26 protein-coding genes and 4 pseudogenes are annotated in these 26409 nt (G+C 74.5%); 17 read left to right on the top strand and 13 right to left on the bottom strand.

Translation table 11 applies throughout. The features are described from left to right. Window positions 1-188 precede the first annotated feature (188 nt). Both ACIP4O_RS02755 and ACIP4O_RS02750 read left to right on the top strand, forming a co-directional pair. Entirely contained in the window at window positions 189-1139 is a 951-nt protein-coding gene (locus ACIP4O_RS02755) for a glucosyl-3-phosphoglycerate synthase (protein WP_401570681.1), read from the top strand. A 166-nt stretch (window positions 1140-1305) separates the two neighbouring features. Beyond that, window positions 1306-2748, top strand: a complete 1443-nt coding sequence (locus tag ACIP4O_RS02750; protein WP_401570678.1) for a trehalose-6-phosphate synthase — start codon at window positions 1306-1308, stop codon at window positions 2746-2748. A 359-nt stretch (window positions 2749-3107) separates the two neighbouring features. Here the strand turns inward: ACIP4O_RS02750 and otsB are convergent, their stop codons facing one another. Both otsB and ACIP4O_RS02740 read right to left on the bottom strand, forming a co-directional pair. Then, window positions 3108-3968 carry a trehalose-phosphatase gene (gene otsB, locus ACIP4O_RS02745; protein WP_401570676.1) on the bottom strand — a complete coding sequence of 287 codons (861 nt, stop codon included), beginning with the start codon at window positions 3966-3968 and terminating at the stop codon, window positions 3108-3110. A 34-nt stretch (window positions 3969-4002) separates the two neighbouring features. Further along, complete coding sequence (locus ACIP4O_RS02740) at window positions 4003-4392, bottom strand: DUF3263 domain-containing protein (RefSeq protein ID WP_401570674.1); 390 nt, start codon at window positions 4390-4392, stop codon at window positions 4003-4005. Between the two features lie 117 nt (window positions 4393-4509). On the opposite strand from ACIP4O_RS02740, the gene ACIP4O_RS02735 reads away from it, so the two are divergent. The 3 genes from ACIP4O_RS02735 to ACIP4O_RS02725 all read left to right on the top strand — a co-directional run bounded on the left by ACIP4O_RS02735 (window position 4510) and on the right by ACIP4O_RS02725 (window position 7903). Continuing rightward, complete coding sequence (locus ACIP4O_RS02735; protein ID WP_401570672.1) at window positions 4510-5442, top strand: ROK family protein; 933 nt, start codon at window positions 4510-4512, stop codon at window positions 5440-5442. Continuing rightward, a complete protein-coding gene (gene nagA / locus ACIP4O_RS02730; RefSeq protein ID WP_401570670.1) occupies window positions 5442-6611 on the top strand; it encodes an N-acetylglucosamine-6-phosphate deacetylase in 1170 nt (389 codons plus the stop codon). The genes ACIP4O_RS02735 and nagA overlap by 1 nt, the downstream gene beginning before the upstream one ends. A 341-nt stretch (window positions 6612-6952) precedes the next feature. Further along, window positions 6953-7903, top strand: a complete 951-nt coding sequence (locus ACIP4O_RS02725; protein ID WP_401570667.1) for a 1-phosphofructokinase family hexose kinase — start codon at window positions 6953-6955, stop codon at window positions 7901-7903. A gap of 26 nt (window positions 7904-7929) precedes the next feature. On the opposite strand, the gene ACIP4O_RS02720 is transcribed toward ACIP4O_RS02725, so the two are convergent. From ACIP4O_RS02720 to ACIP4O_RS02710, 3 genes and pseudogenes are all read right to left on the bottom strand, one after another. Further along, the gene (locus tag ACIP4O_RS02720) at window positions 7930-8961 is read right to left on the bottom strand and encodes a CBM35 domain-containing protein (protein ID WP_401570665.1); all 1032 of its coding nucleotides are present in this window, start codon (window positions 8959-8961) and stop codon (window positions 7930-7932) included. A gap of 175 nt (window positions 8962-9136) precedes the next feature. After that, window positions 9137-9673: pseudogene (locus ACIP4O_RS02715) on the bottom strand (GGDEF domain-containing protein); the annotation flags it as partial. A 273-nt stretch (window positions 9674-9946) separates the two neighbouring features. Continuing rightward, a pseudogene (locus ACIP4O_RS02710) lies at window positions 9947-11089 on the bottom strand (PAS domain S-box protein); the annotation flags it as partial. Window positions 11090-11537: 448 nt separating this feature from the next. Between ACIP4O_RS02710 and ACIP4O_RS02705 the strand changes: the two are divergent. Beyond that, complete coding sequence (locus tag ACIP4O_RS02705; protein WP_401570662.1) at window positions 11538-12047, top strand: flavin reductase family protein; 510 nt, start codon at window positions 11538-11540, stop codon at window positions 12045-12047. Between the two features lie 8 nt (window positions 12048-12055). On the opposite strand, the gene arfB is transcribed toward ACIP4O_RS02705, so the two are convergent. After that, the gene (arfB, locus tag ACIP4O_RS02700; RefSeq protein WP_401570660.1) at window positions 12056-12487 is read right to left on the bottom strand and encodes an alternative ribosome rescue aminoacyl-tRNA hydrolase ArfB; all 432 of its coding nucleotides are present in this window, start codon (window positions 12485-12487) and stop codon (window positions 12056-12058) included. Window positions 12488-12706: 219 nt separating this feature from the next. On the opposite strand from arfB, the gene ACIP4O_RS02695 reads away from it, so the two are divergent. Further along, window positions 12707-13282, top strand: coding sequence for a TerD family protein (locus tag ACIP4O_RS02695; protein ID WP_361319626.1), 576 nt, complete (start codon window positions 12707-12709; stop codon window positions 13280-13282). Between the two features lie 70 nt (window positions 13283-13352). Here the strand turns inward: ACIP4O_RS02695 and ACIP4O_RS02690 are convergent, their stop codons facing one another. After that, window positions 13353-14255 (bottom strand): prephenate dehydratase, encoded by a 903-nt coding sequence (locus ACIP4O_RS02690; protein ID WP_401570657.1) that lies wholly within the window; start codon window positions 14253-14255, stop codon window positions 13353-13355. A gap of 182 nt (window positions 14256-14437) precedes the next feature. On the opposite strand from ACIP4O_RS02690, the gene ACIP4O_RS02685 reads away from it, so the two are divergent. Beyond that, window positions 14438-14986 carry a GNAT family N-acetyltransferase gene (locus tag ACIP4O_RS02685; RefSeq protein WP_401570655.1) on the top strand — a complete coding sequence of 183 codons (549 nt, stop codon included), beginning with the start codon at window positions 14438-14440 and terminating at the stop codon, window positions 14984-14986. Window positions 14987-15037: 51 nt separating this feature from the next. Here the strand turns inward: ACIP4O_RS02685 and ACIP4O_RS02680 are convergent. Next, window positions 15038-15475: pseudogene (locus ACIP4O_RS02680) on the bottom strand (ankyrin repeat domain-containing protein); the annotation flags it as partial. On the opposite strand from ACIP4O_RS02680, the pseudogene ACIP4O_RS02675 reads away from it, so the two are divergent. Beyond that, window positions 15465-15671, top strand: a pseudogene (locus ACIP4O_RS02675) (response regulator transcription factor); the annotation flags it as partial. The pseudogenes ACIP4O_RS02680 and ACIP4O_RS02675 overlap by 11 nt on opposite strands. Window positions 15672-15705: 34 nt before the next feature. On the opposite strand, the gene ACIP4O_RS02670 reads toward ACIP4O_RS02675, so the two are convergent. Next, window positions 15706-16272 (bottom strand): Uma2 family endonuclease, encoded by a 567-nt coding sequence (locus ACIP4O_RS02670; RefSeq protein ID WP_401573781.1) that lies wholly within the window; start codon window positions 16270-16272, stop codon window positions 15706-15708. 266 nt (window positions 16273-16538) lie between these two features. Between ACIP4O_RS02670 and ACIP4O_RS02665 the strand changes: the two genes are divergently transcribed. Beyond that, window positions 16539-17039, top strand: coding sequence for a hypothetical protein (locus tag ACIP4O_RS02665; RefSeq protein ID WP_007825376.1), 501 nt, complete (start codon window positions 16539-16541; stop codon window positions 17037-17039). Between the two features lie 3 nt (window positions 17040-17042). Here ACIP4O_RS02665 and ACIP4O_RS02660 read toward each other — a convergent pair whose 3' ends face one another. Then, a complete protein-coding gene (locus ACIP4O_RS02660; protein WP_401570653.1) occupies window positions 17043-17765 on the bottom strand; it encodes a pentapeptide repeat-containing protein in 723 nt (240 codons plus the stop codon). A gap of 588 nt (window positions 17766-18353) precedes the next feature. Between ACIP4O_RS02660 and ACIP4O_RS02655 the strand changes: the two genes are divergently transcribed. Beyond that, on the top strand, window positions 18354-18734 hold the full coding sequence (locus ACIP4O_RS02655; protein WP_401570650.1) for a hypothetical protein: 381 nt from the start codon (window positions 18354-18356) through the stop codon (window positions 18732-18734). A gap of 15 nt (window positions 18735-18749) precedes the next feature. Here the strand turns inward: ACIP4O_RS02655 and ACIP4O_RS02650 are convergent, their stop codons facing one another. Beyond that, window positions 18750-19262, bottom strand: coding sequence for a GNAT family N-acetyltransferase (locus ACIP4O_RS02650; protein ID WP_401570647.1), 513 nt, complete (start codon window positions 19260-19262; stop codon window positions 18750-18752). 263 nt (window positions 19263-19525) lie between these two features. On the opposite strand from ACIP4O_RS02650, the gene ACIP4O_RS02645 reads away from it, so the two are divergent. Continuing rightward, complete coding sequence (locus ACIP4O_RS02645; RefSeq protein ID WP_401570644.1) at window positions 19526-20335, top strand: alpha/beta hydrolase; 810 nt, start codon at window positions 19526-19528, stop codon at window positions 20333-20335. Between the two features lie 70 nt (window positions 20336-20405). On the opposite strand, the gene ACIP4O_RS02640 is transcribed toward ACIP4O_RS02645, so the two are convergent. Then, complete coding sequence (locus ACIP4O_RS02640; RefSeq protein ID WP_401570642.1) at window positions 20406-21347, bottom strand: aminoglycoside phosphotransferase family protein; 942 nt, start codon at window positions 21345-21347, stop codon at window positions 20406-20408. Between the two features lie 107 nt (window positions 21348-21454). On the opposite strand from ACIP4O_RS02640, the gene ACIP4O_RS02635 reads away from it, so the two are divergent. The 4 genes from ACIP4O_RS02635 (at window position 21455) to ACIP4O_RS02620 (ending at window position 25164) form a co-directional block, all read left to right on the top strand. Continuing rightward, on the top strand, window positions 21455-22852 hold the full coding sequence (locus tag ACIP4O_RS02635) for an NAD(P)/FAD-dependent oxidoreductase (protein WP_401570639.1): 1398 nt from the start codon (window positions 21455-21457) through the stop codon (window positions 22850-22852). Between the two features lie 147 nt (window positions 22853-22999). Continuing rightward, window positions 23000-24004, top strand: coding sequence for a phosphotransferase family protein (locus ACIP4O_RS02630; protein WP_401570636.1), 1005 nt, complete (start codon window positions 23000-23002; stop codon window positions 24002-24004). Further along, on the top strand, window positions 24001-24393 hold the full coding sequence (locus ACIP4O_RS02625; RefSeq protein WP_401570634.1) for a hypothetical protein: 393 nt from the start codon (window positions 24001-24003) through the stop codon (window positions 24391-24393). Before ACIP4O_RS02630 ends, ACIP4O_RS02625 begins: the two co-directional genes overlap by 4 nt. A 66-nt stretch (window positions 24394-24459) precedes the next feature. Then, window positions 24460-25164: an alpha/beta fold hydrolase gene (locus tag ACIP4O_RS02620; protein ID WP_401570631.1), complete on the top strand. Its 705-nt coding sequence runs from the start codon at window positions 24460-24462 to the stop codon at window positions 25162-25164. Window positions 25165-25203: 39 nt separating this feature from the next. On the opposite strand, the gene ACIP4O_RS02615 is transcribed toward ACIP4O_RS02620, so the two are convergent. Then, a complete protein-coding gene (locus ACIP4O_RS02615) occupies window positions 25204-25701 on the bottom strand; it encodes an FBP domain-containing protein (RefSeq protein WP_401570628.1) in 498 nt (165 codons plus the stop codon). 96 nt (window positions 25702-25797) lie between these two features. On the opposite strand from ACIP4O_RS02615, the gene ACIP4O_RS02610 reads away from it, so the two are divergent. After that, window positions 25798-26379, top strand: a complete 582-nt coding sequence (locus tag ACIP4O_RS02610) for a TetR/AcrR family transcriptional regulator (RefSeq protein WP_401570625.1) — start codon at window positions 25798-25800, stop codon at window positions 26377-26379. Window positions 26380-26409: the final 30 nt, after the last annotated feature.

Raw genomic sequence — 26409 nt, 5'->3', positions numbered from 1 at the left:
TGTGACACAAGGTGACAGCGCACCCCGACATGGGATGGTCACCCGCGTTGTTCAAGACTGTAACCGAAGCCCTGGATCGTGGAGCGAGCCGTCCGCACGCCGAGATGAAGATCTCATCGGCGCCCTCCGCAAGGGGCGGCAGTCGAAGGGCCTCGCACCGGGTCCGTACGCACGAGGGGACAGACGCCGTGATCGAAGAGGTGGAACGCTGGCTGGAGCATCGCTCCTGGACCGCGAACGACTGGCCCGTGGAACGGCTCGCCGCGCTCAAACGCGCCACGGGGGCCTCGGTGGCCGTCGTCCTTCCGGCACTGAACGAGGAGGCGACCGTCGGCGCGATCGTCGACGTCATCCGGCGTGAACTCGTCGAAGCCGTCCCTCTCGTCGACGAACTCGTCGTCCTCGACTCGGGCTCCACGGACCGCACCGCCGAGGTCGCGCGCGCGGCCGGGGCGCGGGTCGTGCACCGGGACGCGGTGCTGCCGCGGCTGCCCGCCGTGCCGGGCAAGGGCGAGGTGCTGTGGCGCTCGCTGCTCGCGACCGACAGTGAGCTGATCTGTTTCGTCGACGCGGACCTCAAGGACTTCCGGTCCGCCTTCGTGACCGGCATCCTCGGCCCGCTCCTCGCCGAGCGGGACGTGCATCTCGTGAAGGCGATGTACGACCGTCCGCTCGGCTCCGAGCCCGGCCAGGGCGGCCGGGTCACCGAACTCATGGCGCGCCCGCTGCTCAACATGCACTGGCCGCGGCTCTCGGGTTTCGTGCAGCCGCTGGGCGGCGAGTACGCGGGGCGGCGCTCGCTCCTCGAACAGCTGCCGTTCCCCGTGGGGTACGGGGTCGAGCTGGGTCTCCTCGTGGACGCGCTGCACACGGTGGGGCTCGACGCGCTCGCGCAGGTGGACGTCGGGGTGCGGGTGCACCGCCACCAGGACGGGCAGGCGCTGGGCCGCATGGCGGCGACGATCTACCGCACGGCGCAGGTACGGCTCGCGCGCGGCCATCTCGTACGCCCCGAGCTGACCCAGTTCGACCGCCTGCCCGAGGGCGGTTTCGCGGCGCACACGCATCCCGTGGACACGGAGGAGCGGCCGCCGATGCGGGAGATCCCGGAGTACACGGAGCGGAGGGAGGCGGCCTGAGGGGGGCACGGGGCGGGGCGTTGGCGGCGCGTGGGGGCGGGGCGCGGGTGCGTCCGTCGGCCGTCGTCCCGCGGGGGGCGCGGCAGAACATGGCAGTTGGGGGCGGATGCCGAGTCCCGCACAGTTCGCACGTTTGAGCCCATGATCCCGAGGCGAGGAATGCACCATGCCTACTGACGACCCCACCCGCCCCACCGGCACCGGCACCGGTGCCGCCGTCCTCCTCGCCTCCAACCGCGGCCCCGTCTCGTACGCGTTCGGCGCGCACGGCGAGCTGAGGGCCAAGCGCGGCGGCGGGGGGCTCGTCTCGGGGCTCTCGGCGATCGGGCCCGAGGTCGACGCGGTGTGGGTGTGCGCGGCGCTGAGCGACGCGGACCGCGAGGCGGCCCGGCGCTCGGGCGCGGAGCTGGACCCGGCGGACACGGGCGGGCGCCGTGTCCACATGCTCGGGATCGATCCGCGCACGCAGCACGAGGCGTACAACGACATCGCCAACAGCGTGCTGTGGTTCGCCCACCACATGCTGTGGCAGACGCCCTTGGAGCCCGCGTTCGGCCCGGAGTTCCGCGCGCGCTGGGCCTCCTTCGAGGCGTACAACCGCGCCTTCGCCGAGGCGCTCGCGGCGCAGGCGGCGAAGGGCGCGGCGGTGCTCGTGCAGGACTACCACCTGGTGCTCGTGCCGGGGATGCTGCGCGCGCTGCGCCCCGATCTGCGCATCGCGCACTTCTCGCACACGCCGTGGGCGCCGCTCGACTACTACCGGCTGCTGCCCGACGACGTGGCGGAGCAGGTGCTGCGCGGGATTCTCGGCGCGGACCACGCGGGGTTCCTCACCCGCCGCTGGGCGGACGCCTTCACGGCCTGCGCGGACGCGCTCGTCGGCGGTACGGGCCGGACCGAGGTGGCGGTGCACGGCCTCGGCGCGGACGCCGACTTCCTGCGCGACCGCGCGCACCAGGAGGACGTGGACGAGCGGATCGCGGCGCTGCGCCGGGAGATCGGCGGCGAGGGGCGGCGCACGATCGTGCGGGTGGACCGTACGGAGTTGTCGAAGAACATCGTGCGGGGACTCCACGCGTACCGGCGGCTGCTGACGGACCGCCCGGACTGGCGCGGGCAGGTCGTGCACCTCGCCTTCGCGTACCCGTCCCGCCAGGACCTGGAGGTGTACCGGGCGTACACGGCGGAGGTGGAGCGGGTCGCGCAGGAGATCAACGACGAGTTCGGGACGGCGGACTGGACGCCGGTGCTGCTGAAGGTCGACGACGACTTCCCGCGCTCGCTCGCGGCCTACCGGCTCGCGGACGTCGCGCTGGTCAACCCGATCCGTGACGGCATGAACCTCGTGGCGAAGGAGGTCCCGGTCGTCTCGGACGCGGGCGTGGCGCTCGTGCTGTCGCGGGAGGCGGGGGCGTACGAGGAGCTGGGCGCGGACGCGGTCGTGGTGAACCCGTACGACGTCTCGGCGACGGCCGAGGCGCTGCACACGGCGCTCACCCAGGACCCGGAGACCCGGTCGGCGCGCACGAAGCGGCTGGCGGAGGCGGCGACGGCGCTGCCGCCGGGGCGGTGGTTCATGGAGCAGTTGGAGGCGCTGGGCGGGGCGTAGGGCCTGTGGGGGCGAGGGCGCGGGGCGGTCGGTGGGCTCGGCGCCCGCATGGGCGGCGCGGCAGTGTGATGATCCGTTCGGCGGCTGTGGATACCTCGCCTTGTGCGTGCACGCGTCTCACTCGGTCGAGTGAGACGTTGTGCGGGTTTCCCGGAGTTGTCCACAGATGTGGCGGGACGGGGCGGGAAGCGGGGGCGGCTCTGGAAGACTGGTATTGGGGCCGCCCCCTGGGAGGGCGGGGGCTGCCCCGAGCCGTGCGGAAGCCACCCCCGCTTCCCGCCCCCCGGGAGGGCGGGGCTGCCCCGAGCCGTGCGGAAGCCACCCCCGCCGCCTCCCCCCACCCACATCCCTGAGCCCCCTCAGCCCAGCGCCTCCCCCAATGCCGCGAGAAACGCCACCACTTCCTCCGGTCCTCCCGCGAGGGGCAGGTCGGCGCGGACGGTGAGTTCGCTGACCTCGGTGCCGGAGGCGAGGAGGAGACCGGGGCGGGCGGGGCGGCCCGCTTCGACGGCGGCGTAGGCGGCGAGGTCACCGAGGTCGTCGCCGGCGTAGAGGACGGAGGTGGCGCCGACCTCGTCGAGGTAGGTCGTGAGGGCCTTGCCCTTGTCCATGCCCGGCGGCCGCAACTCCAGGACCATCCGGCCCGGTTCGACGATGAGGCCGTGGCGTTCGGCGAGCGCGGTGAGCGGGGCGAGGAGCGCGTCGTACGCGCCCTGGGGGTCCTCGGCGCGGCGCGTGTGCACGGCGACGGCCTGGCCCTTGTCCTCGGTCCACAGGCCGGGGAAGTTCCCGTTCTCGGCCAGGACGGTGGGGAGTTCGGCGCGCGCGGCGGTGAGTCCGGGGGGCGGGGGCGGGGCGGTGAGTTCGCCGCTCGCGGCTTCCCAGCGCTCGGCGCCGTACAGGCCGAGTACGACGAGGTGTTCGAGGCCGGGGACGTCCGCGAAGCCCCCGTAGCGGACGGCGGTCTCGGCGGGGCGCCCGGTGACGACGGCGATGGAGCGGACGTGCGGCGCGAGACGGGCGAGCGCTTCGACGGCGCCGGGGCGGGCGCGCGCGGAATCGGGGTCCGGGACGATGTCGGCGAGCGTGCCGTCGAAGTCGAGCGCCACGACGGCGGCCGAGGGCTGATCGAGAACGGCCCGCAACCCCGCCCGCCCGGCCTCGGTCACGGGCTCGGGGAGCGGGGAACGGGAGGAGTGGGAGTCAGGCGCTGCGGTCATGCGCCGACTCTAGGCCGCCCGCGCCGCGCCCGTCTCACCGCTGCGCCCGGCGTGCCTCCCGTACCCGGCGCAGGCGGTGGACGGTGACGGGGGCGTGTGCCTCGGCGGCGGGGTCGTCGAGGAGGGCGTTGAGGAGTTGGTAGTAGCGGGTCGGTGACATGCCGAGCCGCTCGCGGACGGCGCGTTCCTTCGCCCCGGGCCCGGCGAAGCTCTCGCCTTCGAGGGCGAGGACGTCGCGGTCGCGGGCGGAGAGGGGGGCCGGGGCGGGTGAGGCGGCGGCCACCGGTCCGGACTCCCCGCTCTCCGGTACGGACTCCCCCGCCTCCGGTACGGACTCCCCGACCCCCTGTCCGGACTCCCCGCTCTCCGGTACGGACTCCCCGGCCTCCGCCCCCCGTCCCGGTTCCTCGTGCGTGTCGTTCATTCCTCGCAGCCTAGAGCGCCGCTCCGACACCCGCCCGCCTCCCCCGTCCCCGGTTCGGGCAACTTCGCCACGCGAATGGACTAGACCTCTTCCGGTTGAGGCGCCAAACTGTTTCACGTGAAACATGTCATCGCCCTCGATGTGGGCGGCACCGGGATCAAGGCCGCCCTGGTGGGGGCGGCGGGTGAGCTGCTGCACGAGGAGCGGCGGCGCACCGGGCGCGAGCAGGGGCCCGAGGCGGTGGTCGAGGGCATCCTCGCCTTCGCCGCGGAGCTGTACGCGTACGGCGGCGAGCGGTTCGGCGAGGGGGCGAGCGCGGTCGGGATGGCGATCCCGGGTGTGGTGGACACCGAGCACGGGATCGCCGTCTTCTCGGCGAACCTCGGCTGGGAGAACGTGCCGCTGCGGGCCCTGTTGAGCGAGCGGCTCGGCGGTGTCCCCGTCGCGCTCGGCCACGACGTACGGACCGGCGGAATCGCCGAGGGACGGCTCGGCGCGGGCCACGGCGCCGACCGTTTCTTCTTCCTCGCTCTCGGCACGGGCATCGCCGGCGCCTACGGCATCAACGGGGTCATAGAGCCCGGCGCGCACGGTTCGGCCGGGGAGCTTGGGCACGTCGTGGTGCGCTCGGACGGGCCGCCGTGCGGCTGCGGGCAGCGCGGCTGTCTGGAGCGGGTGGCCTCGGCCTCCGCCGTCACCACCGCGTGGGCGGAGGCGAGCGGGGACGCGGAGGCGACCGCCGCGGACTGCGCGCGGGCCGTGGTCGCCGGGGACCCGCGCGCGCTCGCCGTGTGGGCGGAGGCCGTCGCGGCGCTCGCCGACGGGCTGCTCATCGCCGTCACCCTGCTCGACCCCCGGACGCTGATCATCGGTGGCGGGCTCGCCGAAGCCGGGGAAACCTTGTTCACACCGCTGCGCGCGGCCGTCGCCGAGCGCGTCACCTTCCAGGCGCTCCCCGAGATCGTGCCCGCCGCGCTCGGGGACACGGCGGGCTGCCTCGGCGCCGGCCTGCTCGCCTGGGACCTACTCGCCACGGAGGTAAGCGCCTGATGGCTGCCAGCACCGACTACACCGTCCTGACCGGCGCCACCGTGGTCCTGCCCACGGGGCAGGTGCCGGACGGCAGGCTCGTCGTGGCCGGGGGGCGGATCGCGGAGCGTGCTCCCGAGGGCGCCCCGGAGCTCGATCTGCGCGGGCACTGGCTCGTGCCCGGCTTCGTCGACATCCACAACCACGGCGGCGGCGGGGCCGCGTTCGGCGCGGGTGACGTCGAGGACGTACGGACGGCGCTGCGTACGCACCGCGCGCACGGGTCGACGACCGTCGTCGCCTCGACCGTGACGGGGGAGCTGGACGCGCTCGCGGAGCGCGCGGGGTTGCTCTCGGAGCTGGCGGAGGACGGTGAGCTGGCGGGCATCCACTTCGAGGGGCCGTTCATCTCGCCGTGCCGCAAGGGTGCGCACAGCGAGGCTCTGCTGCGGGACCCGGACCCGGCGGAGGTCGCGAAGCTGCTGGCGGCGGCGCGCGGGCAGGCGCGGATGGTGACGCTCGCGACGGAGCTGCCCGGCGGCCTGGACTCGGTGCGGCTGCTCGTCGAGCAGGGCGTGATCGCGGCGATCGGCCATACGGACGCGACGTACGAGCAGACCGTGGAGGCGATCGACGCGGGCGCGACCGTGGCGACGCACCTGTTCAACGCGATGCCGCCGCTCGGTCACCGCGAGCCGGGACCGGTCGCGGCGCTCCTGGAGGATGAGCGGATCACCGTCGAGCTGATCAACGACGGCACGCACCTGCACCCGGCGGCGCTGCGGCTGGCCTTCCATCACAAGGGCGCGGACCGGGTCGCGTTCGTGACGGACGCGATGGACGCGGCGGGCTTCGGCGACGGGCGCTACCGGCTCGGGCCGCTGGAGGTCGATGTCGTGGACGGTGTCGCGCGGCTGACGGAGGGCGGTTCGATCGCGGGCTCGACGCTCACGATGGACCGCGCGCTGAAGCGGGCCGTGACGGTCGACGGTCTCGGCATCGAGGCGGCGGTACGGGCGCTGAGCGCGAACCCGGCCCGCCTGCTCGGCCTCGCGGACCGGGTGGGCTCGCTGGAGCCGGGCAAGGACGCGGATGTCGTGGTGCTCGACGCGGGCTTCGATGTGGTGGGGGTGCTGCGCAAGGGGCAGTGGCTCGTGACGCCTCGGCAGGCGGCGGCGGCGCGGGGCTGAGGGGGGGCGCGCGAGGCGGCGCGGTTCCCGTTCCCCTCGCGCCGAAGTGCCCCGTACCGCCCGCCCGAGCCGGACCGGGGCGAGCCGCCCGCCCGCCCGAGCCGGATCGGGGCGAGCCGCCCGCCCCCCTTGCGGGCGGCTCGCCCCGTACCGCCCCCGTCCACGGTGTATCGCTCCTCCGTGCGCGTCTTTGTGACGGAGTGGCGGCGGGAAACGTTCGGTCCCGTCCATAGCGGTCCGCTCCGCTCCCGCCTCTGGGCGGGCCGGGTACGGCTTTGGCATGATCGGACCTCGTGCCGGTGCCGGGTCGCACCGGACCGTGAGGGGGAGGGGGTGCGCGGATGCTGCTGACCGTCACGCTCAATACCGCGCTCGACCTGACGTATCGCGTCCCCGCGCTCGTGCCAGGGGCGAGCCACCAGGTGCGCGAGGTGAGTGAACGCGCGGGCGGCAAGGGGCTCAACGTGGCCCGGGTGCTCGGTGCGCTCGGGCGGCACGTCACGGTGACGGGGCTGTGCGGGGGGCCGACGGGGGAGCGCATACGGGGGTTGCTCGCCGGGGCCGACGGGGTCACGGACGCGCTCGTGGAGACGGCGGAGCCCGCGCGGCGCACGGTCACGGTGGTGACGGACACCAGAGCGCGGGTGGTGTCGCGGGCGGCGGCGCGGGCCGCCGCGACGGTGCTGCGGGAGCCGGGGCCGCTCGTCTCGGCTGCGGAGTGGGACGCGTTCCGGCACGTGTACGCGGGGCTGCTGCCCGCGGCGACGGCGGTCGCGTTGTGCGGGAGCCTGCCGCCGGGGGTGCCGGTGGGGGCGTACGCGACGCTCGTACGGGAGGCGCGGGCGGCCGGGGTGCCTGTCGTCCTGGACACGAGCGGTGAGGCGCTGCGCCGGGGTGTCGCGGCGCGCCCCGACATCCTCAAGCCCAACGAGGACGAGCTGGCCCAGCTCACCGGGTCCCGGGAACCGGCCCGCGCGGCCCGGGACGCCCGCCGCCGGGGGGCGGGTGCGGTCGTCGCCTCGCTCGGCGATCGCGGCCTGCTCGCCGCGACCCCCACGACGCTGTGGCGCGCGGCTCTCCCCCGGCCCCTGCCCGGCAATCCGACCGGTGCGGGGGACGCGGTCGTCGCCGCCCTCCTCACCGGCCTCGCCGACGCGCAGCCCTGGCCCGCCCGGCTCGCCCACGCGACCGCCCTGGCGGCAGCGGCGGTCACCTCGCCGGTGGCGGGCGAGTTCGACGCGCGGGCGTACGCGGAACTCCGGGGAGAGGTGAAGGTGGCGGAGGCGGGGTGAGGGACCCGGGCTCCGCGCCCGCGTCCCTACTTCGTCACGTGCCCGGCCTTCAGCCACACCCGGTCGAAGTTGGCGTCACAGCTGTCGCCCTGGTCGCACGAGAAGGAGATGGCGTTCGTGCCCTTGGTCAGGTTGGCGAAGACGTAGGAGGTGGTCCAGCCCTTCTCCCAGTCGCCCTCGGGGGCCTGCGCCCAGTTCTTCAGGGAGAGGTCGCGGCGGTCGCCGCCGTTGACGTAGAGGCTGGCCTGCTGGTCCTTGCCGGGGACGCCGTAGTCGAGGAAGACGGTGTACTCGCCGGCCTTCGGGACGCTGACGTTCCAGGTGAGCTTGGCGCCGGGCTTGTTGAAGCCGGCGACGTAGCTGCCGCCGTCCGCCTTGGCGCCCTCGACGTCCGAGGCGACCGAGGGGCCGCCCGAGAGCTGGAGGGTCTTCGCGTCGGCCTTGGGGAGTTCCTCCACCGGCTCCTTCGACGCGTCGTCGCCGGGCTGCTTGTCGTCGCCCTCGCCGCCGTGGCCCTCGGAGGCCGTCGCGCTGGGCGCCGGGTCCTTCGCGGCCTGCTTGTCGTCGCCCGAGCCGCCCGTGACCACTGCCACGGTGATGCCCACGGCGACGGCGCACACGACCGCGACCGCGCCGATGAGCAGGCCCTTGTTGTTCGGCCCGCGGCCCCGGCCACCGCCCCGGCCGCCGCCCTGGCCGTTCGCGGCGCGACGGCCGCCGCCCGCGGGGGGCCCGCCGGGGAGGTTCTCCGGCGCGGCGTAGTGGGCGTTCTGCTGCTGGGGGTACGCGGCCGTCGGGGCGCCCTGGCCGGGGGCGCTCTGCTGGCTTTCCTTGGGCGGGTACCCGTACCCGTACTGGCGCTCGCCGACCGCCCTGACCTGGTGGTGCGAGCGCTGGCCCGGGTAGCCGTAGCCGCCGCCCGAGGGAGGCCTGGCCCCGGCGGACTGGCCGTCGGCGTACAGGTAGCCGAAGGGGTCGTCCTCCTCCGTGCCCGCCGCCCCCGGGTTCTCGCCCTCGGGCGGATTCGCACCGTTGTTGCCGGGGGGACCGGGGGTCATCGCTGGCTCACTCCTTGACGTGCTGAACGTGACGTGCGGGGACGTGCTGGTCGCGGTACGGGACAGGCGTACCGGGGGCGCGCGAGCGGCACCGGCCGGTCCCGGCGAGCCTACCCGCTCCGCACGAGCCCACCGCGTGGCCGGGACCACACGGCGCCCGAGGGGGGCGCGCGGGTCAGATCGCGCGCCGGTGCTGCCGCGACCGGGAGCGCTTCTCGACGTACATGCGCTGGTCCGCCGACTGGAGGACCTCCTCCGGGCTCTCGCCGCAGCGCGCCCAGCCGATGCCGAAGCTCGCCCCCACCCGTACGGAACGCCCGTCGGCCCTGATCGGTTGCGTGATCGCGGTCCGCAGCCGGACGGCGAGGTCCTCCGCGTCGCTGCGTCCGACGCCGTCGGCGAGCACGACGAACTCGTCCCCGCCGAGCCGTGCCACCGTGTCCCCGTCCCGTACGCCGCCGCTGAGCCGCCGCGCGACCTCGATGAGGACGGCGTCCCCGACGTGGTGGCCGTAGCGGTCGTTGATCGGCTTGAAGCCGTCGAGGTCGCAGAAGAGCACGGCGAGACCCTTCACGCCGTTGTCCGGCATGCCCTCGGGCGGCGGCGCGACGGCGTGCGTGTGCGTCTCGTAGCCGGTGGCGGGGGCGGCGTAGGGCGCTGCGGGGTCCTGGGTGAAGTCGTAGGTGTGGCCGCCCGAGTCGGTCACGGGGTGCGGCGGGTACGGGTGCGGCGCCTCGTCGGGCCGCTGCGCCTCGGCGCCGTACGGCGTCTCCGTGCCGTACGGCGTCTCCGTGCCGTACGGCGTCTCCGTGCCGTACGGCGTCTCCGTGCCGTACGGCGTCTCCGTGCCGTACGGCCTTTCGCCGCTGTAGGGCCCGTACGGTGCGACGCCGCCCGTCGGGTAGGGCTCGCTCGCGTAGTGCGCCGCCGCGTACTCCTCGTAGCTCTCGTAGTTCTCGTGGCGCGCGGAGGCGTCCGGGCGGTGGTCGCCGTAGGCCGCGTCGAGGCTCTCGACCGGGGTCGGGGGGCGCGCGGAGGGGCGTTCGCAGAGGCGGGCCGCGAGGCGGGAGCGCAGTTCGGCGCTGTTGGGCAGGCCGGTGAGGGCGTCGTGGCTGGCGCGGTGGGCGAGGTGGAGTTCGCGGCGCTTGCGGTCCTCTATGTCCTCGACGTGCGTGAGCAGGAAGCGCGGTCCGTCGGCCGCGTCGGCGACGACGGAGTTGCGCAGGTGCACCCACACGTAGCTCTCGCCGCTCTTCTCGCGGCGCAGCAGGCGCAGTTCGGCGCGGCCGCCCTCGGCCGAGGTGCGCAGGAGGACGCCGACGTCCTCGGGGTGGGCGAGGTCGACGAAGGACCAGCGGCGCAGCGCGGAGGCGGAACGGCCGAGGAGGCGGCACAGGGCGTCGTTGGCGCGCAGGACGCGGCCGTGGTGCTCGCCGCCGAGTTCGGCGATGGCCATGCCGCTCGGCGCGTACTCGAAGGCCTGCCGGAAGGATTCCTCGCTCGCGCGTAGTGCCTGCTGCTCGCGTTCCAGGCGGACGAGCGCGCGCTGCATGTTCGAGCGGAGGCGGGCGTTGACGATGGCGGTGGCGGCCTGTGCCGCGTACATCTGGAGCGCCTCGCAGCCCCAGGCGCCGGGGCGGCGGCCGTCGCGGGGGCGGTCGACGGCGAGGACGCCGACGAGGTCACCGGCCTCCCCGGACTCGTACATCGGCGCGAGGAGCTGGTCCTCGGGGTGCCACTCGTCGGCGAAGCGCGGTTCGGGGCCGGGGGTGTACCAGGCGGGTATGCCGTCGGTCTCCAGCGCGCGGGCGATGTCGTGGCGCAGGAAGCGCAGCGCGCCCCACTGCTCGGCGGCGGCGAGTCGGCGTTCCCAGGCGGTGCGGGAGCCGACGCGGCCCGTCATGAGGGAGTCGGCCGCGTCGCTGCCGGAGAGCGCGGCGACGACGAGGTCACCGTCCGGCTGGACGATGTTGACGGCGGCGAGTTCCCAGCCGATGCCGTTGACGACGCCGTCGACGACGGCTTGGAGGGTGTCGGCGAGGCTGCGGGCCGTCGCGAGGTCGGAGACGGCCTGGTGGAGCTGCCGCATGGTCGCAAGACGGACGTAGGGCTCCGACTCGGTCTCCATGCTCGTCTACTCCCCGAGACCTCGACTGCGACTCCAGGACGCGCCTTCCCCGGACCACCGGCGGAGCGGACCGCCCCCCTCGACGACCCGGACCGCTGATCATCCGATCACATCAGCACATTGGCCACTCCCCCACTGAATCACAGTGAGCTGTGCGCCCGGTACTCACGGTCAACTAAATGTGAGTGCTGTGACTCAAGTCACAGCGGGATCTGTGGCCTCGTGCGCACTCTCTGTACGTCACCTGTACGTTTTCGGCCACCTGCTCCCCCTCGCCCGCCCTGCCCCGCCCGACCCCCCGCGGGTCCCGCACACCGGTGCGGTCTTAGGACCTCCGCTTCGGCCGCTGGTCCGATGCGGTGAGGGCTACCGGCGAGTTAGCGTGCATGACGTGTTCAGGACCGACGCCCCATCCCCCGCCGCCCCCGTCACCCCTCATGCTGTGGGGGTGAGTGACGAGGAGTTCAAGGCCGCGCTCAGCCGGCTCGCGGCCGGAGTCGTCCTGGTGACGGCCCACGAACCGCAGACCGACCCGGACGCCCCGCGCGGCGAGGACGCGGGCATGACGGCGACGGCCTTCCTGTCCGTCTCGCTCGAGCCGCCGCTCGTCATGGTGAGCCTGCGGGCCGGCTCCCGCATGGACGACCTCCTCGACGAACAACCCCTGTGGGGCGTCTCCCTCCTCGCCCGCAGCCAGCGCCACATCGCGGGCCGCTTCGCGATGCGCGGCCGCGTCAGCGACCGCCTCCTCTTCGAGGACCTCCCCTACCGACGCGGCGCACACACCGGCGCCCCCCTGATGGGCGGCGCCCTCGCCACCCTGGAATGCCGCACGGAACAGCGCGTGGAGGCGGGCGACCACACCCTCGTCATAGGCCGCGTCCTGAGCGCCGGCCTACCGAGCGAGGACGGGGAACCGCTGGTGTACTTCAAGGGGAAGTACCGGGGGCTGGGGTGACGCGCCCCCTACCCCCAGTCCTTCCCTGACCTGCCCCGCTTCCGTTCGCCCTGTTGTTTCTTCTCGCGCAGGCGGCGTTCGTTGATGCCCTTGGGGATCTTGCGCTTGCGGCGGGCGGCCGGGGGTGGGGCGGTGGCCTCGGCGAGGAGCGCGGTGAGGCGGGCGGCGGCGAGTTCGCGGTTGCGCCACTGGGAGCGGTGTTCGGAGGCGCGGACGGCGAGGACGCCGCCGTCGCGCAGGCGGGGGGCGAGGCGTTCGAGGGCGCGGGCCTTCCAGACCCCGGGCAGCGCCTCGGTGGCGGCGAGGTCGAAGAGGACCTCGACCTGGGTGTCGGAGGTGTTGACGTGCTGGCCGCCGGGCCCGGAGGAGCGCGAGAAGCGCCACTTCAGCTCCGCCTCGGGCAGGACGACCGAGCCACGGATGACATGGGGACCGGACATGCCTCCATGGTCGCGCGTCCCGGGGCGTGCGGCACGCGCTTTTCACGCCGGGGGTACGGGAGGGGGCGCGCGGAGCTGCCGTACGCCCCGGCTCGCAGAGATTCGTAAAGAAAGCAAAGGAGCCAGGAACCTTGGCAGCGTGCCCCCGCGTTCATAGGAATGACGACGGTCCCGCCGAAGGCGCGGGGCCGTGATCGTTCGACGAAAGGGACACATCCCATGGCTGTAAGCCTGTCCAAGGGCGGCAACGTCTCGCTGACGAAGGAGGCCCCGGGCCTGACCGCCGTGACAGTCGGCCTCGGCTGGGACGTGCGCACCACGACCGGTACGGACTTCGACCTCGACGCCTCCGCGATCGCGGTGAACACGCAGGGCAAGGTCTACTCCGACGCCCACTTCGTCTTCTTCAACAACAAGCAGACCCCGGACCAGACGATCGTCCACACCGGCGACAACCGGACGGGCGAGGGCGCGGGCGACGACGAGGCGATCAACGTCAACCTCGCGGGCCTGCCCGCCGACGTCGACAAGATCGTCTTCCCCGTCTCGATCTACGACGCCGAGACCCGCAACCAGAACTTCGGCCAGGTCCGCAACGCCTACATCCGCATCGTCAACCAGGACGGCGGCACCGAGATCGCCCGCTACGACCTCTCCGAGGACGCGGCGACCGAGACCGCGATGGTCTTCGGCGAGCTGTACCGCAACGGGGCGGAGTGGAAGTTCCGCGCCGTGGGCCAGGGCTACGCCTCGGGCCTCGTCGGCATCGCGCAGGACTTCGGCGTCAACGTCTGACGAGGGCGGGAGGGGTCCGGGGCCGCGCCCCGGGCCCCCGCTTGTGGGGCTCCGCCTCACGCCCCGTTCCTCAATCGCCGGAGGGGCTGGAGGAGGGCGGCTCCTCCTCCACCGGCCGGTGCAGCTCCTCGCGGAACGTGTGCGCCGGGTAGACGCCGAGTTCCCGCAGCTCGGCCGAGAAGAACGACAGCTCCTCCAGGGCCCGTACGAAACCGGGGTCCTCGGGGTGCCCCGCCACGTCCACGTAGAACTGACTGGCGTAGAAGCTGCCGCCGAGCTGGTAGGACTCGATCTTCGTGAGGTTGACGCCGTTGCTCGCGAAGGCGCCGAGCGCCTTGTAGAGCGAGGCGGGGATGTTGCGGGTGCGGAAGAGCAGGCTCGTGACGTACGGGACTCCCTCGGCGCGCTCCGGGCGCGGGGTCTCGTCCGCGCGGGCGAGGGCGAGGAAGCGGGTCGTGTTGTGGTGCTCGTCCTCGACCTGCGGGGCGAGGACCTGGAGGCCGTACAGCTCGGCGGCGGCAGGCGGCGCGAAGGCCGCGTGCGCCGGGTCGCCCAGCTCGGCGACCTCGCGCGCGGCGCCCGCCGTGTCCTCGGCGACGCGTGCCGTCCAGCCGTGCTCGCGGGTGATGCGGCGGCACTGGCCGAGCGCCTGCACGTGGCTGCGGACGACCTTGACGTCCTCGACGCGCGCGCCGGGCGGGCCGAGGAGGTCGAAGTGGATGGGGTGGAAGTACTCGGCGAACATCCGCAGCCCGGAGGTGGCCAGCAGCTGGTGCACATCGGCGACCCGGCCCGCCGAGGAGTTCTCGATCGGGATGAGCGCGACGCGCGCCTCGCCCTCGTGCACCGCCTGGAGAACGTCCTCGAAGGTCGCGCAGGGCAGTGTGGGCACGCCCGGAAACATCACCGCGCTCACGGCGGCGGAATTGGACCCTGGTTCACCTTGGTACGCGACGGCGGAAGCGCTGCTCATGGTGCCAACGTACCGAAAGCGGGCGGGGCGACGCGGCGCTGTCCACGTGGTGAGGCGGGCAGGCCCCGTGGTGAGGGGGCGCGGGCTCCGTGGTGAGGGGGCGCGGGCTCCGTGGTGAGGGGGCGCGGGCTCCGTGGTGAGGCGGCGCGGGCCGGGCGGGTGGGGGACCTACGCTCCGCCCCATGCTCATCGAGACGCTTCTGCCCGCCGCCGACGACCCGCTCGCGCTCCCCGCTCCCGTCCTGCTCGAACTGACCGAGCTGTACGCCTCGGACAAGGAGTTCCAGCAGCTCAGCGGTGATTTCCCGGACCCGGAAAACATCCGCCCCGAACAGGTCGCCGCCTCGCTCGCCGAGGAACTCTCGCACCCCGACGCGGAGGTGCTGCTCGCCCGCTCGCGGGGCCGGCTCGTCGGCCTCGCCGCGACCCTGCGCCACCATCCCTCGCGCCCCGACGACCCGGACCCGTGGATCGGCCTCCTGATGATCGACGGCCGCGCGCGCCGTGAGGGCCACGGCCGCCGCCTGACCCGCGCCGTCGAGGACCGCTTCCGCGAGGAGGGCCGCACGGGCGTCCGCCTCGCGGTCCTGCGCGGCAACGCCACGGCCATGGCCTTCTGGACGGCGCTGGGCTACGAGGTGATCGACGAACGCCCCGACCTGCGGCGCAGGCGCCCGACGTACGTGCTGCGCAAGGACCTGCTGGCGGAGGGGGGCGGGGCGAGGGGTTGAGGGGGGGCGCGGAGGGGCGCGGGGGCGGGCACTGGACGCGCCCCCCGGCGCCTACTCCCCCGCCTCCGCCTCCGCCAGCAGCGCCGCCATCCGCGCGAACCCCCGCCGCTCCGCGTGTTCGCGGGCCGTCACGCCCTCGCCGTCCGCGAGACGGGGCCGGGCGCCCGCCGCGAGCAGGAGCCGCACGATCTCCTCGTGCGCCGGGCCGCCGTCGCCGAGGATCACGGCCTCCAGGAGCGCGGTCCACCCGAGCCGGTTCACGTGGTTGACGTCCATGCCCGTCTCGCGCAGCGCGGCTTCGACGTACGCCACGTGTCCGCGCTCGCTCGCCGGGATGAGCGCGATCCCGCCGAAACGACTGCGCAGCCCGACATCGGGGCCGGCGGGCAGCAGCGTGCGCATCATCGCGACGCTCCCCGTGACGCCGGTGGCGAGCCACGCGCTCTCCAGGCGCGCGTCCTGCGCGTCCGGGTCGGCGCCCGCGGCGACCCCCCGCGAGCGGGACATCCTCGCCCAGCTCTCCCAGGGCCTCGGCAACCGCGAGATCGCCCGCGCCCTCCACATCAGCGAGGCCACGGTGAAGACTCACCTGGGCCGCGTCTACCAGAAACTGGGCGTGGACACGCGGTCCGGAGCGGTGGCGGTGGCGGTGGCGGTGGCGAAGGAGCAACGGCTGCTGGAATGAGGGGTTTTCGGCTGCCGAGCGGGTCGGGTCGGCCTCACAGCTCCCCGGAATCGACGGTGAATCCCACGGGGTCGGGGAGCGGTACGGGGTCGCCGATCTTGTAGGTCGTCTTCTGGCGGTAGTCGTCGCCGGAGGGACGGGTGCGGCCGAGGATGTGGTCCGCCTCGCGATCGACGACCAGGTAGACGGGGATACCGGCCCGCGCATATCCACGGATCTTGCGCACTCGGTCGTTGGCGGCCGTGGAGGAGGACGTCACCTCGGCGGCGAGCAGGACGGGCGCGGGATCGTGCCACTCCTCGCTGTCCGCGAAGCTTCCGCGCGGGGCGAGGACCAGATCGGGAATGACGCGCCCGCTGCCCGAGGCACCGGGCACGCGGAGTCCGATCCCGGTGTACCGGGCGAGGTCGCGGCGGTGGTCCCGGGCCTGACCGCTCAGCTCCGACACCATCTCCTCGTGCTCGCCGTTCGCCGGTGGTGTCACGTGGATTTCCCCTTCGACCAGCTCCACGCGCCAGCCCTTGGGGGCGGCGGCGCTGAATACCTCGAAGGCGGCGTCCACCGAGGGGGCCGGCAGGCTGGAGTCGGCCAGCTCGGCCAGGAGCGACGCACGACGCGCCCACTGGTCCGGCTCGGCCGACGTGGACGCGTACTCGGGAACCGGCTCTGCCACGGCGAACCTCCTTCGCTTCGGCGACGGTCTTCAGCGTATGCGGAAAACGCATAACGCATACGCGAAGCCGAAGCCCTCCACCCGAACCGGGCACGGTCCGCCGCCGGGTCGCCCCCGCGCCCGCCGCCCCGCCCCGTCCCGCCGCCCGCCGCCCGCCCCGCTCGTCCCACCCGCCCCGTGACACCATTCCCCCCGTGCTCGACATCGGCTACGCCCTCTCCCGCCGCCATCCCGACTCGCCGCAGACCGACTACCGGCGTGCCGACCGGTACGCGCTGCGGCACGACCTGTTTCTCGGGGACGTGTATCTCGCGGACACGGAGGAGGACCGGGAGCTGGCGACGGCCTGGGGGTGGGTGCCGGTGCTCGATTTCGCGTGGGCGCTGTGCGATATCGCCGAGCTGCTCGACCAGGACCCGATGGGGAGCAGGGCGAGCAGGCCGCAGTACGCGGAGCTCGACTTCACCGAGTCGGCGGACCGGCTGCTCTTCGCGCGCCGCTTCGGCTGGGTCGACATCGAGGCCGAGTGGCGCCCCGAGAGCGAGCGGCCGCTGAGCTTCGCGCACGCCGAACTGCGCCGGGAGGCGCGCGACTTCCTCCACGACCTGCTCGCCGACCTCACCGAGATGCACGAGGAGCTGGACGAGAACCCGCTGGTGTGGGACCTGCGCGCCCGGTTCCCGCGCGTGTCCTGAGCCTCACTCTCCCAGGTCCAGGACCCGCATCCCCAACTCGGCCGCGAGCGCGGGCGCGAGGTCGATGAGCTGGTCCGGGCTGATCGCCGCGCCGCGCAGGCCGCCGATCCCGGAGGCGACGCCCAGTTCGGCGGCCCGGCGCAGGTCCACGTCCTTGAGCGTCACCTTGTTGAAGTCCGCGCCCTTCACGACGCAGTCCACGAAGGCGACGCGCTCCAGGCTCGCCCCGCCGAAGTCCGGCTCGACAAGCACGCACGCCTCGAAGACGACGTCCTTGAGCTTCGCGCCGCGCAGATTGAGGTAGTCGAGCTTCCCGCCCCGCACCACGACCCGTTCGAGCACGGCCCCGTGCGCCTGCGTCCCGCCGAGCCGCGCGTCGATCACCTCGACATCGCGCAGCGTGGCCTCCGCGAGCTGGGTCCCCACACCCCGTACCGCCTCCAGGCGCGAGTCGACGAACCGCGCCCGCGTCAGCCGCGTACCGCCGAGACCGCAGTCGCGCAGCAGGCAGTCGAGGAACGAGGCCCCGCCCCCGTCGCCCTCGTCGAGCACGTCCCCCCGCCACTCGACCCCGTCGTAGTCCCCGTCCGGCACGAGCCCCCAGCCGGGCGGCTCCACGAGCGCGGGCAACCGCAAGTCCGGCCTGCGCGGCGGCCGCACGGCGGGCGTCCGCCGCGCGGGGCGCGGGGCGGCGGAGGACGGACGACGGGTGGGACGTGAGGTCATGGGGTCACTGTGCCGTATGGGGCTGACAGGGGGGCGGGGGAGGGGCGGGAAGGCGGGGGAGGGGCGGGCGGCGTCACGGAGTGGGCGATGGCGCGGAGTGGGGGATGGCGCGGAGTGGGCGACGACACGGAGCGGGCGACGACACGGAGCGGGCGACGACGGCGAGCGGACGCCGATGCTGAGTGGACTGCGACGACGAGCGGACCGCGACGCCCAGCGGACCACGACGCCCAGCGGACCGCGACGCCCAGCGGACCGCGACGCCCAGCGGACCGCGACGCCCAGCGGACCGCGACGCCCAGCAGCCCACGACGCCGTTTTCGGGCAGCCCCCGCCCTCCCAGGGGGCGACCCCGATACCAATTCTTCCGCACCCCCCACCCCCGCCCGCACCAACCCCCGCAATCTGTGGATAACTTCGCCGATCCCGAAAATCCTCTCACTCGTCCGGGTGGCGGCCGTCTCCGCGCCAACGCACCGCCGCCGCACATGCGCTACGTTCCCGACCAACCGCGCCCCGCCTGGGCTCCGCACGGGCCGTACAAGCGGAGGCGTGTCTACCGCGCCCGTGGCCGGTTAATGTGCCCACATGACGGATTCCGCCCAGGAACCCCCCGCCCCGGAACCCCTCGCACCGGGCACACCCTCCCAGGACACCCCCGCGCCGGACGCCCCCGCCGCCGACGACGGTGCGGCGGCGGACGCCTTACCGAGCGCCGCCTTACCGAGCGCCGCCTCACCAAGCGCCGCCTCACCAAGCACCCCTTCCCCCGAGCCCCCCGCCGCTCGCTCCCCCGAGCCCCCCTCCGCCCCCACCCCCGAGATCCCTGCCCCCGCTCCCGCGCGCGCCGCGCTCCGCCTCACGCAGACCCCCTGCCAGCGCTGCGGCACCCTCGTCGCCGGGCTCAACGGCCGCTACGCCTGCCCCGTGTGCGACTGGGCGAACCCGTGGGAGGACGGGGCCCGCTGAACCCGCGCGAGGGCCTCAACTCCCCAGCTGGCGCAGGCTTTCGCCCGTGAGCCGGTACTCGGTCCAGCCCGTGTGCGGCAGGGCGCCCATCGACTCGTAGAAGGCCACGGTCGACGTGTTCGAGTCGAGTACGGACCATTCGAGGCGTTCGTAGCCACGCTCCACGCACGTGCGGGCGAGCGCCGCGAGCAGCGCCTTGCCGTGGCCGCCGCCCCGGGACGTGGGGCGCACGTAGAGGTCCTCCAGGTAGATGCCGGGCCGCCCGCGCCAGGTGGAGAAGTTGCGGTACCAGAGCGCGAAGCCCACCATCACGCCGTCCGCCGTCTGCGCGAGGTACGCGCACGCCATCGCGTCCTCGCCGAAGAGCGCCTCGCCGATCTCCTCCTCGGTGGCCATCAGCTCGTGCAACGACTCGTGGTACACGGCGAGTTCGGTCACCATCGCGTAGATCTCGGCCAGGTCCTCGGGTTGCGCGGTCCTGATCCGGCCCTGGTAGCCGCCACTCGCGCGCCCGCTCGTCTCACTCATCCGCGCAGGTTAACCGGCCGGAACCGGACATTCCGGCAAGGCGGGCGGCGGCGCGGAAGTGGCGCGGCCGGCTTCGCGGAAAAGGGGTGGGAGGAGACCGGCCCCGGCTGATAGCTTGCCCTCGACCGTGACACCGCCTGAGGAGGTGAGGGACCCATGAACGCTGTTTCGACGTGGGTGCTCCCCCTTTCGCGTCACGGCCGGCGGCCGAGGTAGGCCCGCCGGGAGCGCCTGAACACCCGGCACTCCCGAAAGGCACCACCGTGCACTCTCTCGAATTCACCGCCGAATCCGCCACGGACGGCGTGCTCACCCGTGACTTCACCCTCGGCGACGTCCCCGGCGTCCTCTGGTCGCCCGCCACGTCCGCCTCCTCCCTCTCGTCCGCCTCGCCCACCTCGGCCTCCGCGCCCGCCCCGCTCGTCCTCATGGGCCACGGCGGCGGCACCCACAAGAAGCACCGCGCGATGACGGGCCGCGCCCACGCCCTCGTGACCGGTCATGGCTTCCACGTCGCGGTGCTCGACGCGCCCGGCCACGGCGACAGGCCGCGCGGGGCGCGGGACGAGCGGGACATCGCCGCGCTGCGCGAGGCGCAGGCGGCGGGTGCCCCCGAAGGCCCCGTCGTCGTCCCGTACAACGCCCGGCTCGCCTCGATCGCCGTGCCCGAGTACCGCGCGGCTCTCGACGCGCTCCTCGAACTCCCGGAGATCGGCGGGCCCGTGGGGTACGTGGGCGTCGGTCTCGGCACCGCGATCGGCGTGCCGCTCGTGGCGGCCGAGCCCCGGATCAGGGCCGCCGTCCTCGGCCTGCACTGGCCGGACGCGCTGACCGAGGCGGCGCAGCGGATCACCGTGCCGGTCGAGTACGCGGTGCAGTGGGACGACGAGCGCATTCCGCGCGAGGCGTGCCTCGCCCTGTTCGACGCCTTCGGCTCGCGGGAGAAGAGCCTGCACGCCAACGCGGGCAAGCACTTCGACTTCCCGCGTTACGTGGAGGCGGACAGCGCGGCGCGCTTCCTGGCCCGGCACCTGACAACGGCCGCAGCGGACATGTCGGACAGGGCCGCCTGACGGGTACGGGACGGGGCGCGGCGTCCGCACGTACGGGGGCCGCGCCCTGCCCGCCCCGCCCCAACCCGCCTCACCCGCCTATCGCCCCCGCCAACTCGCCCCACAGCCCCGCCACCTCGCGCCCCGCCTCGACCTCCCACAGCACCGCCTGGAGCACACGCCCCCGCGTCCAGGCCGCCGCCCGCTCACGGTCCGCGCCGATCGCCTCGGCGAGGGCGGCGAAGCGGCGGGCGGTGTCGGTGGGGTCGTAGCGGTTGGCGAGGGCGGGGAGCAGGTCGAACGCGGGGGCGCCCGAGAGGGGTTTGGGGTCGATGGCGAGCCGGGGTTCGCGGCGGGCGGCGAGGACGTTGCCGAAGTGGAGGTCCCAGTGCAACAGCCTTTCTCCGCACGGGCCTTCGCTCCGGACGTCTCGGAGCGCGGCGGCGCAGTCGGCGATCAGCGCGCGCGTCGCGGCGTCCCGCGCGGCGGCCTTCTTGGCGCGCAGGAGGAGGTCGTCGGCCACGTCGTCGAGGCGTCGCAGCCCGGCGGGGGCGCGCACGGCGGTCAGGCGCGCGAGGAGCGCGGCGAGCGGGCTCAGCGCGGCGCGCATGTCCGGCACACCGTTCAAGTCCCTTACCGGGTTTACCCGTTCGAGGAGCAGCCAGGACACCTCGAAACCGGTTCCCGCGCCCGTGGCGCTCCCCGTACCCGCCACCTCCTCCACGCCCTCGCCCAGGACCCGCACCGCTCCGTCCCCGTCCCACGCGCGCAGCGCCGCGCCCTCGTCCGCTGTCTCCTGCGTCCGCAACTGCACTTTGAGCACGGCCCGTTCGCCGTTCGTCTTCCGTACGGGCAGGACGAGCGCCGCGACGCCGTGCCGCACGCTCCCGTCGGGCCGCAGCGACCACCGTTCCAGGCGTCGCGCCGCCATCGCGGGCGCGGCGGCCACGAACGCGGCGCCCGCGTCGCCCTCGTACCGCCGCTGGCCCTCGGCGAAGCGGGCGGGGACGGCGAAGGGGACGGAAAGGGCCATACGGGAAGGGTACGAGCGCCGCTCTACCCCCGCCCCCTCGGGACCGGATACCGTCCCCCACCTGCGCGGCGCCGTGACGCCGTGCCGCACCGAGGAGGCGGTCGGGGATGGACGGCAGGGATGTCGTGAACGGCGGGATCTCGTACTGGTGGGCGCGCGAGGGGCTGCCCGCGCCGCGCGAGCCGCTCGCCGGGGACACGCGGGCCGACGTGTGCGTGGTCGGGGGCGGCTACACGGGGCTGTGGACCGCGTACTACCTCAAGCGCGCGCTCCCGTACCTCGATGTCGCCGTGCTCGAACGCTCCTTCTGCGGGTACGGGGCCTCGGGCCGCAACGGCGGCTGGCTCTACAACGGCATCGCGGGCCGCGAGCGCTACGCGCGGCTGCACGGCAGGGACGCCGCCGTGCGGCTCCAGCGGGCGATGAACGAGACGGTCGCCGAGGTCGTGCGGACGACGGAGGCGGAAGGCATCGACGCCGACCTCGTACGCGGCGGGGTGCTCGAAGTCGCGACGACGCCCGCGCAGGCCGCGCGCCTGCGGGCCTTCCACGAGGAGGAGTTGGCGTACGGGGAGAACGACAGGGAGCTGTACGGGGCGCGGGAGACGGCGGCGCGGATACGGGTCTCCGGAGCCGTGGCGTCGACGTGGACACCGCACGGGGCGCGGCTGCAACCCGCCAAGCTGGTACGGGGGTTGGCGGCGAAGGCGGAGGAAATCGGCGTACGGATATACGAGTCGACGCCGGTCACCGAGATACGGCCGCAGCACGCGCTGACGCCGTACGGGACCGTGCGCGCCCCGTATGTGCTGCGCTGCACCGAGGGCTTCACGGCGGGGCTGAAGGGGCAGCGGCGCACGTGGCTGCCGATGAACTCCTCGATGATCGTGACGGAGCCGCTGCCCGCCGCGTTCTGGGAGCGGACCGGGTGGGAGGGGCGCGAGACGCTGGGGGACTTCGCGCACGCGTACCTGTACGCGCAGCGGACGGCGGACGACCGGATCGCGCTGGGCGGCAGGGGCGTCCCGTACCGCTTCGGCTCGCGGACGGACAACGACGGCCGTACGCAGCCGTCGACCGTCGTCGAACTGCGCGAACTCCTCGTGAAGCTCTTCCCGCAGCTCGCGGGGGCTCGGGTGGCGCACGCGTGGTCGGGGGTGCTCGGCGTGCCGCGCGACTGGTGCGCGACGGTGTGCCTGGACCGGTCGACGGGGCTCGGCTGGGCGGGCGGCTACGTGGGCTCGGGCGTCGCGACGAGCAACCTGGCGGCGCGCACGCTGCGCGACCTGGTGCGCCAGGACTCGGGCCAGGGCGGCCCGACGGAACTCACGGCGCTCCCCTGGGTCGACCACCGCGTCCGCACCTGGGAACCGGAACCGCTGCGCTGGCTCGGCGTCCACGCCATGTACGCGGCCTACCGCGCGGCGGACCGCGCCGAATCCCGCACGCACGCGCCGCAGACGGCGCGGCTGGCACGGTGGGCGGACCGGGTGGCGGGGAGGTGAGACGCGGCCGGCCCGGCCCCGCACCACCCGGCCCCCGCCCCGCACCACCCGGCCCCCGCCCCGCACCACCCGGTTCGGCCCCGCACCACCCGGCCCCGCCCCGTAAATCGCCTTGCGCGTCCCTCACCCCCGCCCGACCCTTGCCCCATGCACCCCGAGCCCGCGCCCGCCACCGCCCCCGTGCCCGCCGCCACCGGGGTCCGTCTGGCGTGGGACGCCGTGCCCGCCTCCGTGCGGGCGTGCGCCGAGGAGCGGTGGGGGGCGGCGGTCGTGGCGGCCGTGTCGCAGGCCGGGGGCTTCTCGCCCGGTGTCGCCGCGCGGGTGCGACTGGCCGATGGGCGGCGGCTGTTCGTCAAGGCCGTGGGACCGGAGCCGAACCCGCGGTCGCCCGGCTTCCACCGCAGGGAGGCCGGGATCGCCGCCGCACTCCCCGCCTCCGTACCCGTCCCGCGGCTCCTGGACCATGCCGAGACGGAGGAGGGCTGGGTCGTGCTCGCGTACGAGGAGATCGCGGGCCGCCAGCCGCGCGAGCCGTGGTCGGCGCGGGACCTCGCGCGCGTCCTGCACGCGACGGAGGCCCTCGCCGCGCGGCTCACGCCCGCGCCACCCCTCGGCGCGCCCTCGCTCGCCGAGGACGACGGCTTCCGGCACTGGCGACTCCTCCTGACGGCGTACGAGGCGGGCGAGGCGGAGGCGGCGGAGACCGTGGCCGGGCTTCCCGCCTGGGCCCGCGCGCGGCTCCCGGAACTCGCGGAGCGGGAGGCCGGGTGGCCGGAAGCGGTGGCCGGAAATACGCTGCTCCACCGCGACCTGCGCGCGGACAACCTCCTGCTCACCAAGGACCCGGACCGCCCCGTCATCTTCGTCGACTGGCCGCACGCGGCCACCGGGGCCGCGTGGGTCGACGTCGTCGGGATGGGCCCGAGCGTCCTCATGGGCGCGCCCGGCCTGCGCCCCCTCCTCGACGCCCACCTCGCCGCGCGCGACGCGGACCCCGCCGCCGTCGCCACGGGCCTCGTCGGCGTGGCGGGCCTCTTCCTCACCGGCGCGGCCCTCCCCGCGCCGCCGGGCCTCCCGACGCTGCGCCCCTTCCAGCGCGCGCAGGGCGAGGCGGCGCTCACGTGGCTGCGGGCGAGCTGGGGCGGCGTGTGAGCGAGCAACGCGGGAGCGAGCAACGCGGGAGCGAGGAGCCCACAAGCGAGGAGCCCACAAGCGAAGAGCCCGGAAGCGAAGAGCCCTCAAGCGAAGAGGAGTACCTCACGTATCTCCGCGAGGAGCGCGCCGCGTTCGCCTCCGTCCTCGAACGCCACGGCTCCCGCACCCCGGACGAGGCCCGCGCGCAGGCCCTGGCGGCCTATCCCTACGAGCCCCCGGACGCCCCGTACCGCGGCCTGGTCTTCCACGACGAGGCGTGGCACTGGGCGATGCTCCACCTCCACGGCCCGCACTACTGGCGCGAGAGGCCCGAACTCCTCGATCCGACAAGGGAGTACGGGGAGCAGCTCCGCCACCGGCCGGAGATCCCGCCCGCCACGGCGTGACCGCGCCGCCCCGTGCGCGCGCCCAACTCCCGTGCCTTCGCCCCGCCGAGCCGCTAAGTTCGCCGCATGACCGACTTCGTACTGGTCGCGGGCGCGCGCCTCGGCGCCTGGGCCTGGGAGGACGTGGCACCGCTGCTCCGGGCTGCGGGCCACGGCGCCCACGCGCTGACCCTGTCCGGTCTCGCCGAGCGCGAGGACGCGGCGGCGACCGGGCAGCGCGCCCACGTGCGGGACATCGTCGCCGAGGTCGAGCGGCGGGACCTCGGGGACGTCGTGCTCGTCGGGCACAGCTACGCGGGCATCCCGGTGGGGCAGGCGGCGGGGCGGATCGGGGGACGGTTGCGGCGGCTCGTCCTGGTCGACGCGAGCGTCCCGGCCGAGGGCGTCTCGTTCGCCGACTCGTGGCCGGACGGCGGGGCGGGGCTGCGCGCGACGCTCGCCGCGCACGGCGGCTGGTGGCCGCCCGGCGGTGCGGAGCACTTCGCCGGGCACGGCCTCACCGAGGAGCAGATCGCCCGCATCCTGGCCGGAGCGACCGCCCACCCGGGGCCCTCACTGACCGAACCCGCTGTCCTGGCCCGCCCGTTGGCCGAACTCCCGGGCACGTACGTCCTGTGCCGCCTCGCCGGGCCCGAGCCCGAGGAGGACGTGACCGCGCTGCTCGACGACGCCCGGGGCAACTGGGAACTCGTCGGCATGGACACCGGCCACTGGCCGATGTTCTCCCGCCCGCGCGAGCTGGCCCGGCTCCTCCTCGCCGCCGCCCGCTGACCGCTCTGCCCCTCCCCCGTCACGCCGCGCGCCGCCCCCTCATGCCGCGCCGGTCAGTACCCGCCCCACGAACTCGTCCAGGTTCGTCATCATCCGTACGACTTTCTCCTCCACCGTCAGCGACTCGTGCATCCGGTCCGAGCCCACGTCCTTCTTGCCGCGCACGTAGAGCGGGCACGCGAGGTCCTCGCACAGGTACGTGCCCACCGAGTTGCCCTCCTTGCCCGCCTTGCCCGCGCGCGGGGCGACCATGAGCGCGACGCCGCCGGAGTGCGGTGTCAGGCAGATCGAGCACATGCCGCGCCGCGTCTGCCACGCCGCCGTCGCCGGGCGGCGCAGCGTCAGGGCGAGCGTGCGGCCGTCGACGACTGTCGCGAGGTAGGCCCGGTCCGGGGCCTGCGGGTCGCGCCAGCCGATGTAGTCCAGGTCCTCCCAGGGGCGTTCCGCCAGGTCACGGGGGGTGTGGAGGCGCTTGGCCTCGCCCTTTGAGCAGTTCACGAAGGCGGCTCGGATCTCGGGGTCGGTCAACGGCTTCATATAAGCCAGGCTAAATTGCCTATAGGCTGTAGGCAAATGGTTTACCGGCGCAGGCAGCAGGTGGCGGCGGGGCGAGCGAAGGGACCGGGTGGCGCGATGGGACGAGTGGGACTGAGCACGGAGCGGCTCGTACGGGCCGGGGCCGACCTCGCCGACGAGGAGGGCTTCGCGCGGGTCACGCTCTCGGCGCTGGCCCGCCGCTTCGGCGTGAAACCCGCGAGCCTGTACGCGCACGTGCGCAGCTCGGACGACCTCCGTACCGGCATCGCGCTGCTCGCGCTCGACGAGCTGTCCGACCGGGCCGCGGACGCCCTCGCGGGCCGGGCGGGCAAGGACGCGCTGTTCGCCTTCGCGGAGGCGTACCGCTCGTACGCGCGCGAGCACCCCGGCCGGTACGCGGCGACCCGCCACCCGCTGGACCACGCGACGGCCCTCGCGAGCGCGGGCCCCCGGCACGCCCGGATGTCCCGCGCGCTCCTGCGCGGCTACGCGCTGGACGAGCCCGACGCCACGCACGCCGTACGGCTGCTCGGCAGCGTCTTCCACGGTTTCGTGGACCTGGAGCTGAGCGGCAACTTCGCCCACAGCGCGCCCGCCGCCGAGGAGAGCTGGCACCGCACCCTCGACGCGCTCGACCACCTCCTGCGCACGTGGCCCCCGGCGCCCGCGACCGCCTGAAACCCGCCCACACCAGCCCGGCGACCGCGC

The organism is Streptomyces sp. NPDC088923 (genome assembly GCF_044749745.1).
GTDB lineage: Bacteria > Actinomycetota > Actinomycetes > Streptomycetales > Streptomycetaceae > Streptomyces.
This window is presented reverse-complemented; position numbering and strand designations above follow the sequence as displayed.

Bases quoted from the DNA above. Each gene is read 5' to 3' on its own strand.
- ACIP4O_RS02720 (WP_401570665.1), bottom strand. From the start codon at position 8,961: ATGACCCCCGGTCCCCCCGGCAACAACGGTGCGAATCCGCCCGAGGGC.
- otsB (WP_401570676.1), bottom strand. From the start codon at position 3,968: ATGACCGCAGCGCCTGACTCCCACTCCTCCCGTTCCCCGCTCCCCGAG.
- ACIP4O_RS02650 (WP_401570647.1), bottom strand. From the start codon at position 19,262: ATGAGTGAGACGAGCGGGCGCGCGAGTGGCGGCTACCAGGGCCGGATC.
- ACIP4O_RS02740 (WP_401570674.1), bottom strand. From the start codon at position 4,392: ATGAACGACACGCACGAGGAACCGGGACGGGGGGCGGAGGCCGGGGAG.
- arfB (WP_401570660.1), bottom strand. From the start codon at position 12,487: ATGTCCGGTCCCCATGTCATCCGTGGCTCGGTCGTCCTGCCCGAGGCG.
- ACIP4O_RS02750 (WP_401570678.1), top strand. From the start codon at position 1,306: ATGCCTACTGACGACCCCACCCGCCCCACCGGCACCGGCACCGGTGCC.
- ACIP4O_RS02635 (WP_401570639.1), top strand. From the start codon at position 21,455: ATGGACGGCAGGGATGTCGTGAACGGCGGGATCTCGTACTGGTGGGCG.
- ACIP4O_RS02620 (WP_401570631.1), top strand. From the start codon at position 24,460: ATGACCGACTTCGTACTGGTCGCGGGCGCGCGCCTCGGCGCCTGGGCC.
- ACIP4O_RS02660 (WP_401570653.1), bottom strand. From the start codon at position 17,765: ATGACCTCACGTCCCACCCGTCGTCCGTCCTCCGCCGCCCCGCGCCCC.
- ACIP4O_RS02615 (WP_401570628.1), bottom strand. From the start codon at position 25,701: ATGAAGCCGTTGACCGACCCCGAGATCCGAGCCGCCTTCGTGAACTGC.
- ACIP4O_RS02630 (WP_401570636.1), top strand. From the start codon at position 23,000: ATGCACCCCGAGCCCGCGCCCGCCACCGCCCCCGTGCCCGCCGCCACC.
- nagA (WP_401570670.1), top strand. From the start codon at position 5,442: ATGGCTGCCAGCACCGACTACACCGTCCTGACCGGCGCCACCGTGGTC.
- ACIP4O_RS02685 (WP_401570655.1), top strand. From the start codon at position 14,438: ATGCTCATCGAGACGCTTCTGCCCGCCGCCGACGACCCGCTCGCGCTC.
- ACIP4O_RS02725 (WP_401570667.1), top strand. From the start codon at position 6,953: ATGCTGCTGACCGTCACGCTCAATACCGCGCTCGACCTGACGTATCGC.
- ACIP4O_RS02640 (WP_401570642.1), bottom strand. From the start codon at position 21,347: ATGGCCCTTTCCGTCCCCTTCGCCGTCCCCGCCCGCTTCGCCGAGGGC.
- ACIP4O_RS02610 (WP_401570625.1), top strand. From the start codon at position 25,798: ATGGGACGAGTGGGACTGAGCACGGAGCGGCTCGTACGGGCCGGGGCC.
- ACIP4O_RS02690 (WP_401570657.1), bottom strand. From the start codon at position 14,255: ATGAGCAGCGCTTCCGCCGTCGCGTACCAAGGTGAACCAGGGTCCAAT.
- ACIP4O_RS02695 (WP_361319626.1), top strand. From the start codon at position 12,707: ATGGCTGTAAGCCTGTCCAAGGGCGGCAACGTCTCGCTGACGAAGGAG.
- ACIP4O_RS02655 (WP_401570650.1), top strand. From the start codon at position 18,354: ATGACGGATTCCGCCCAGGAACCCCCCGCCCCGGAACCCCTCGCACCG.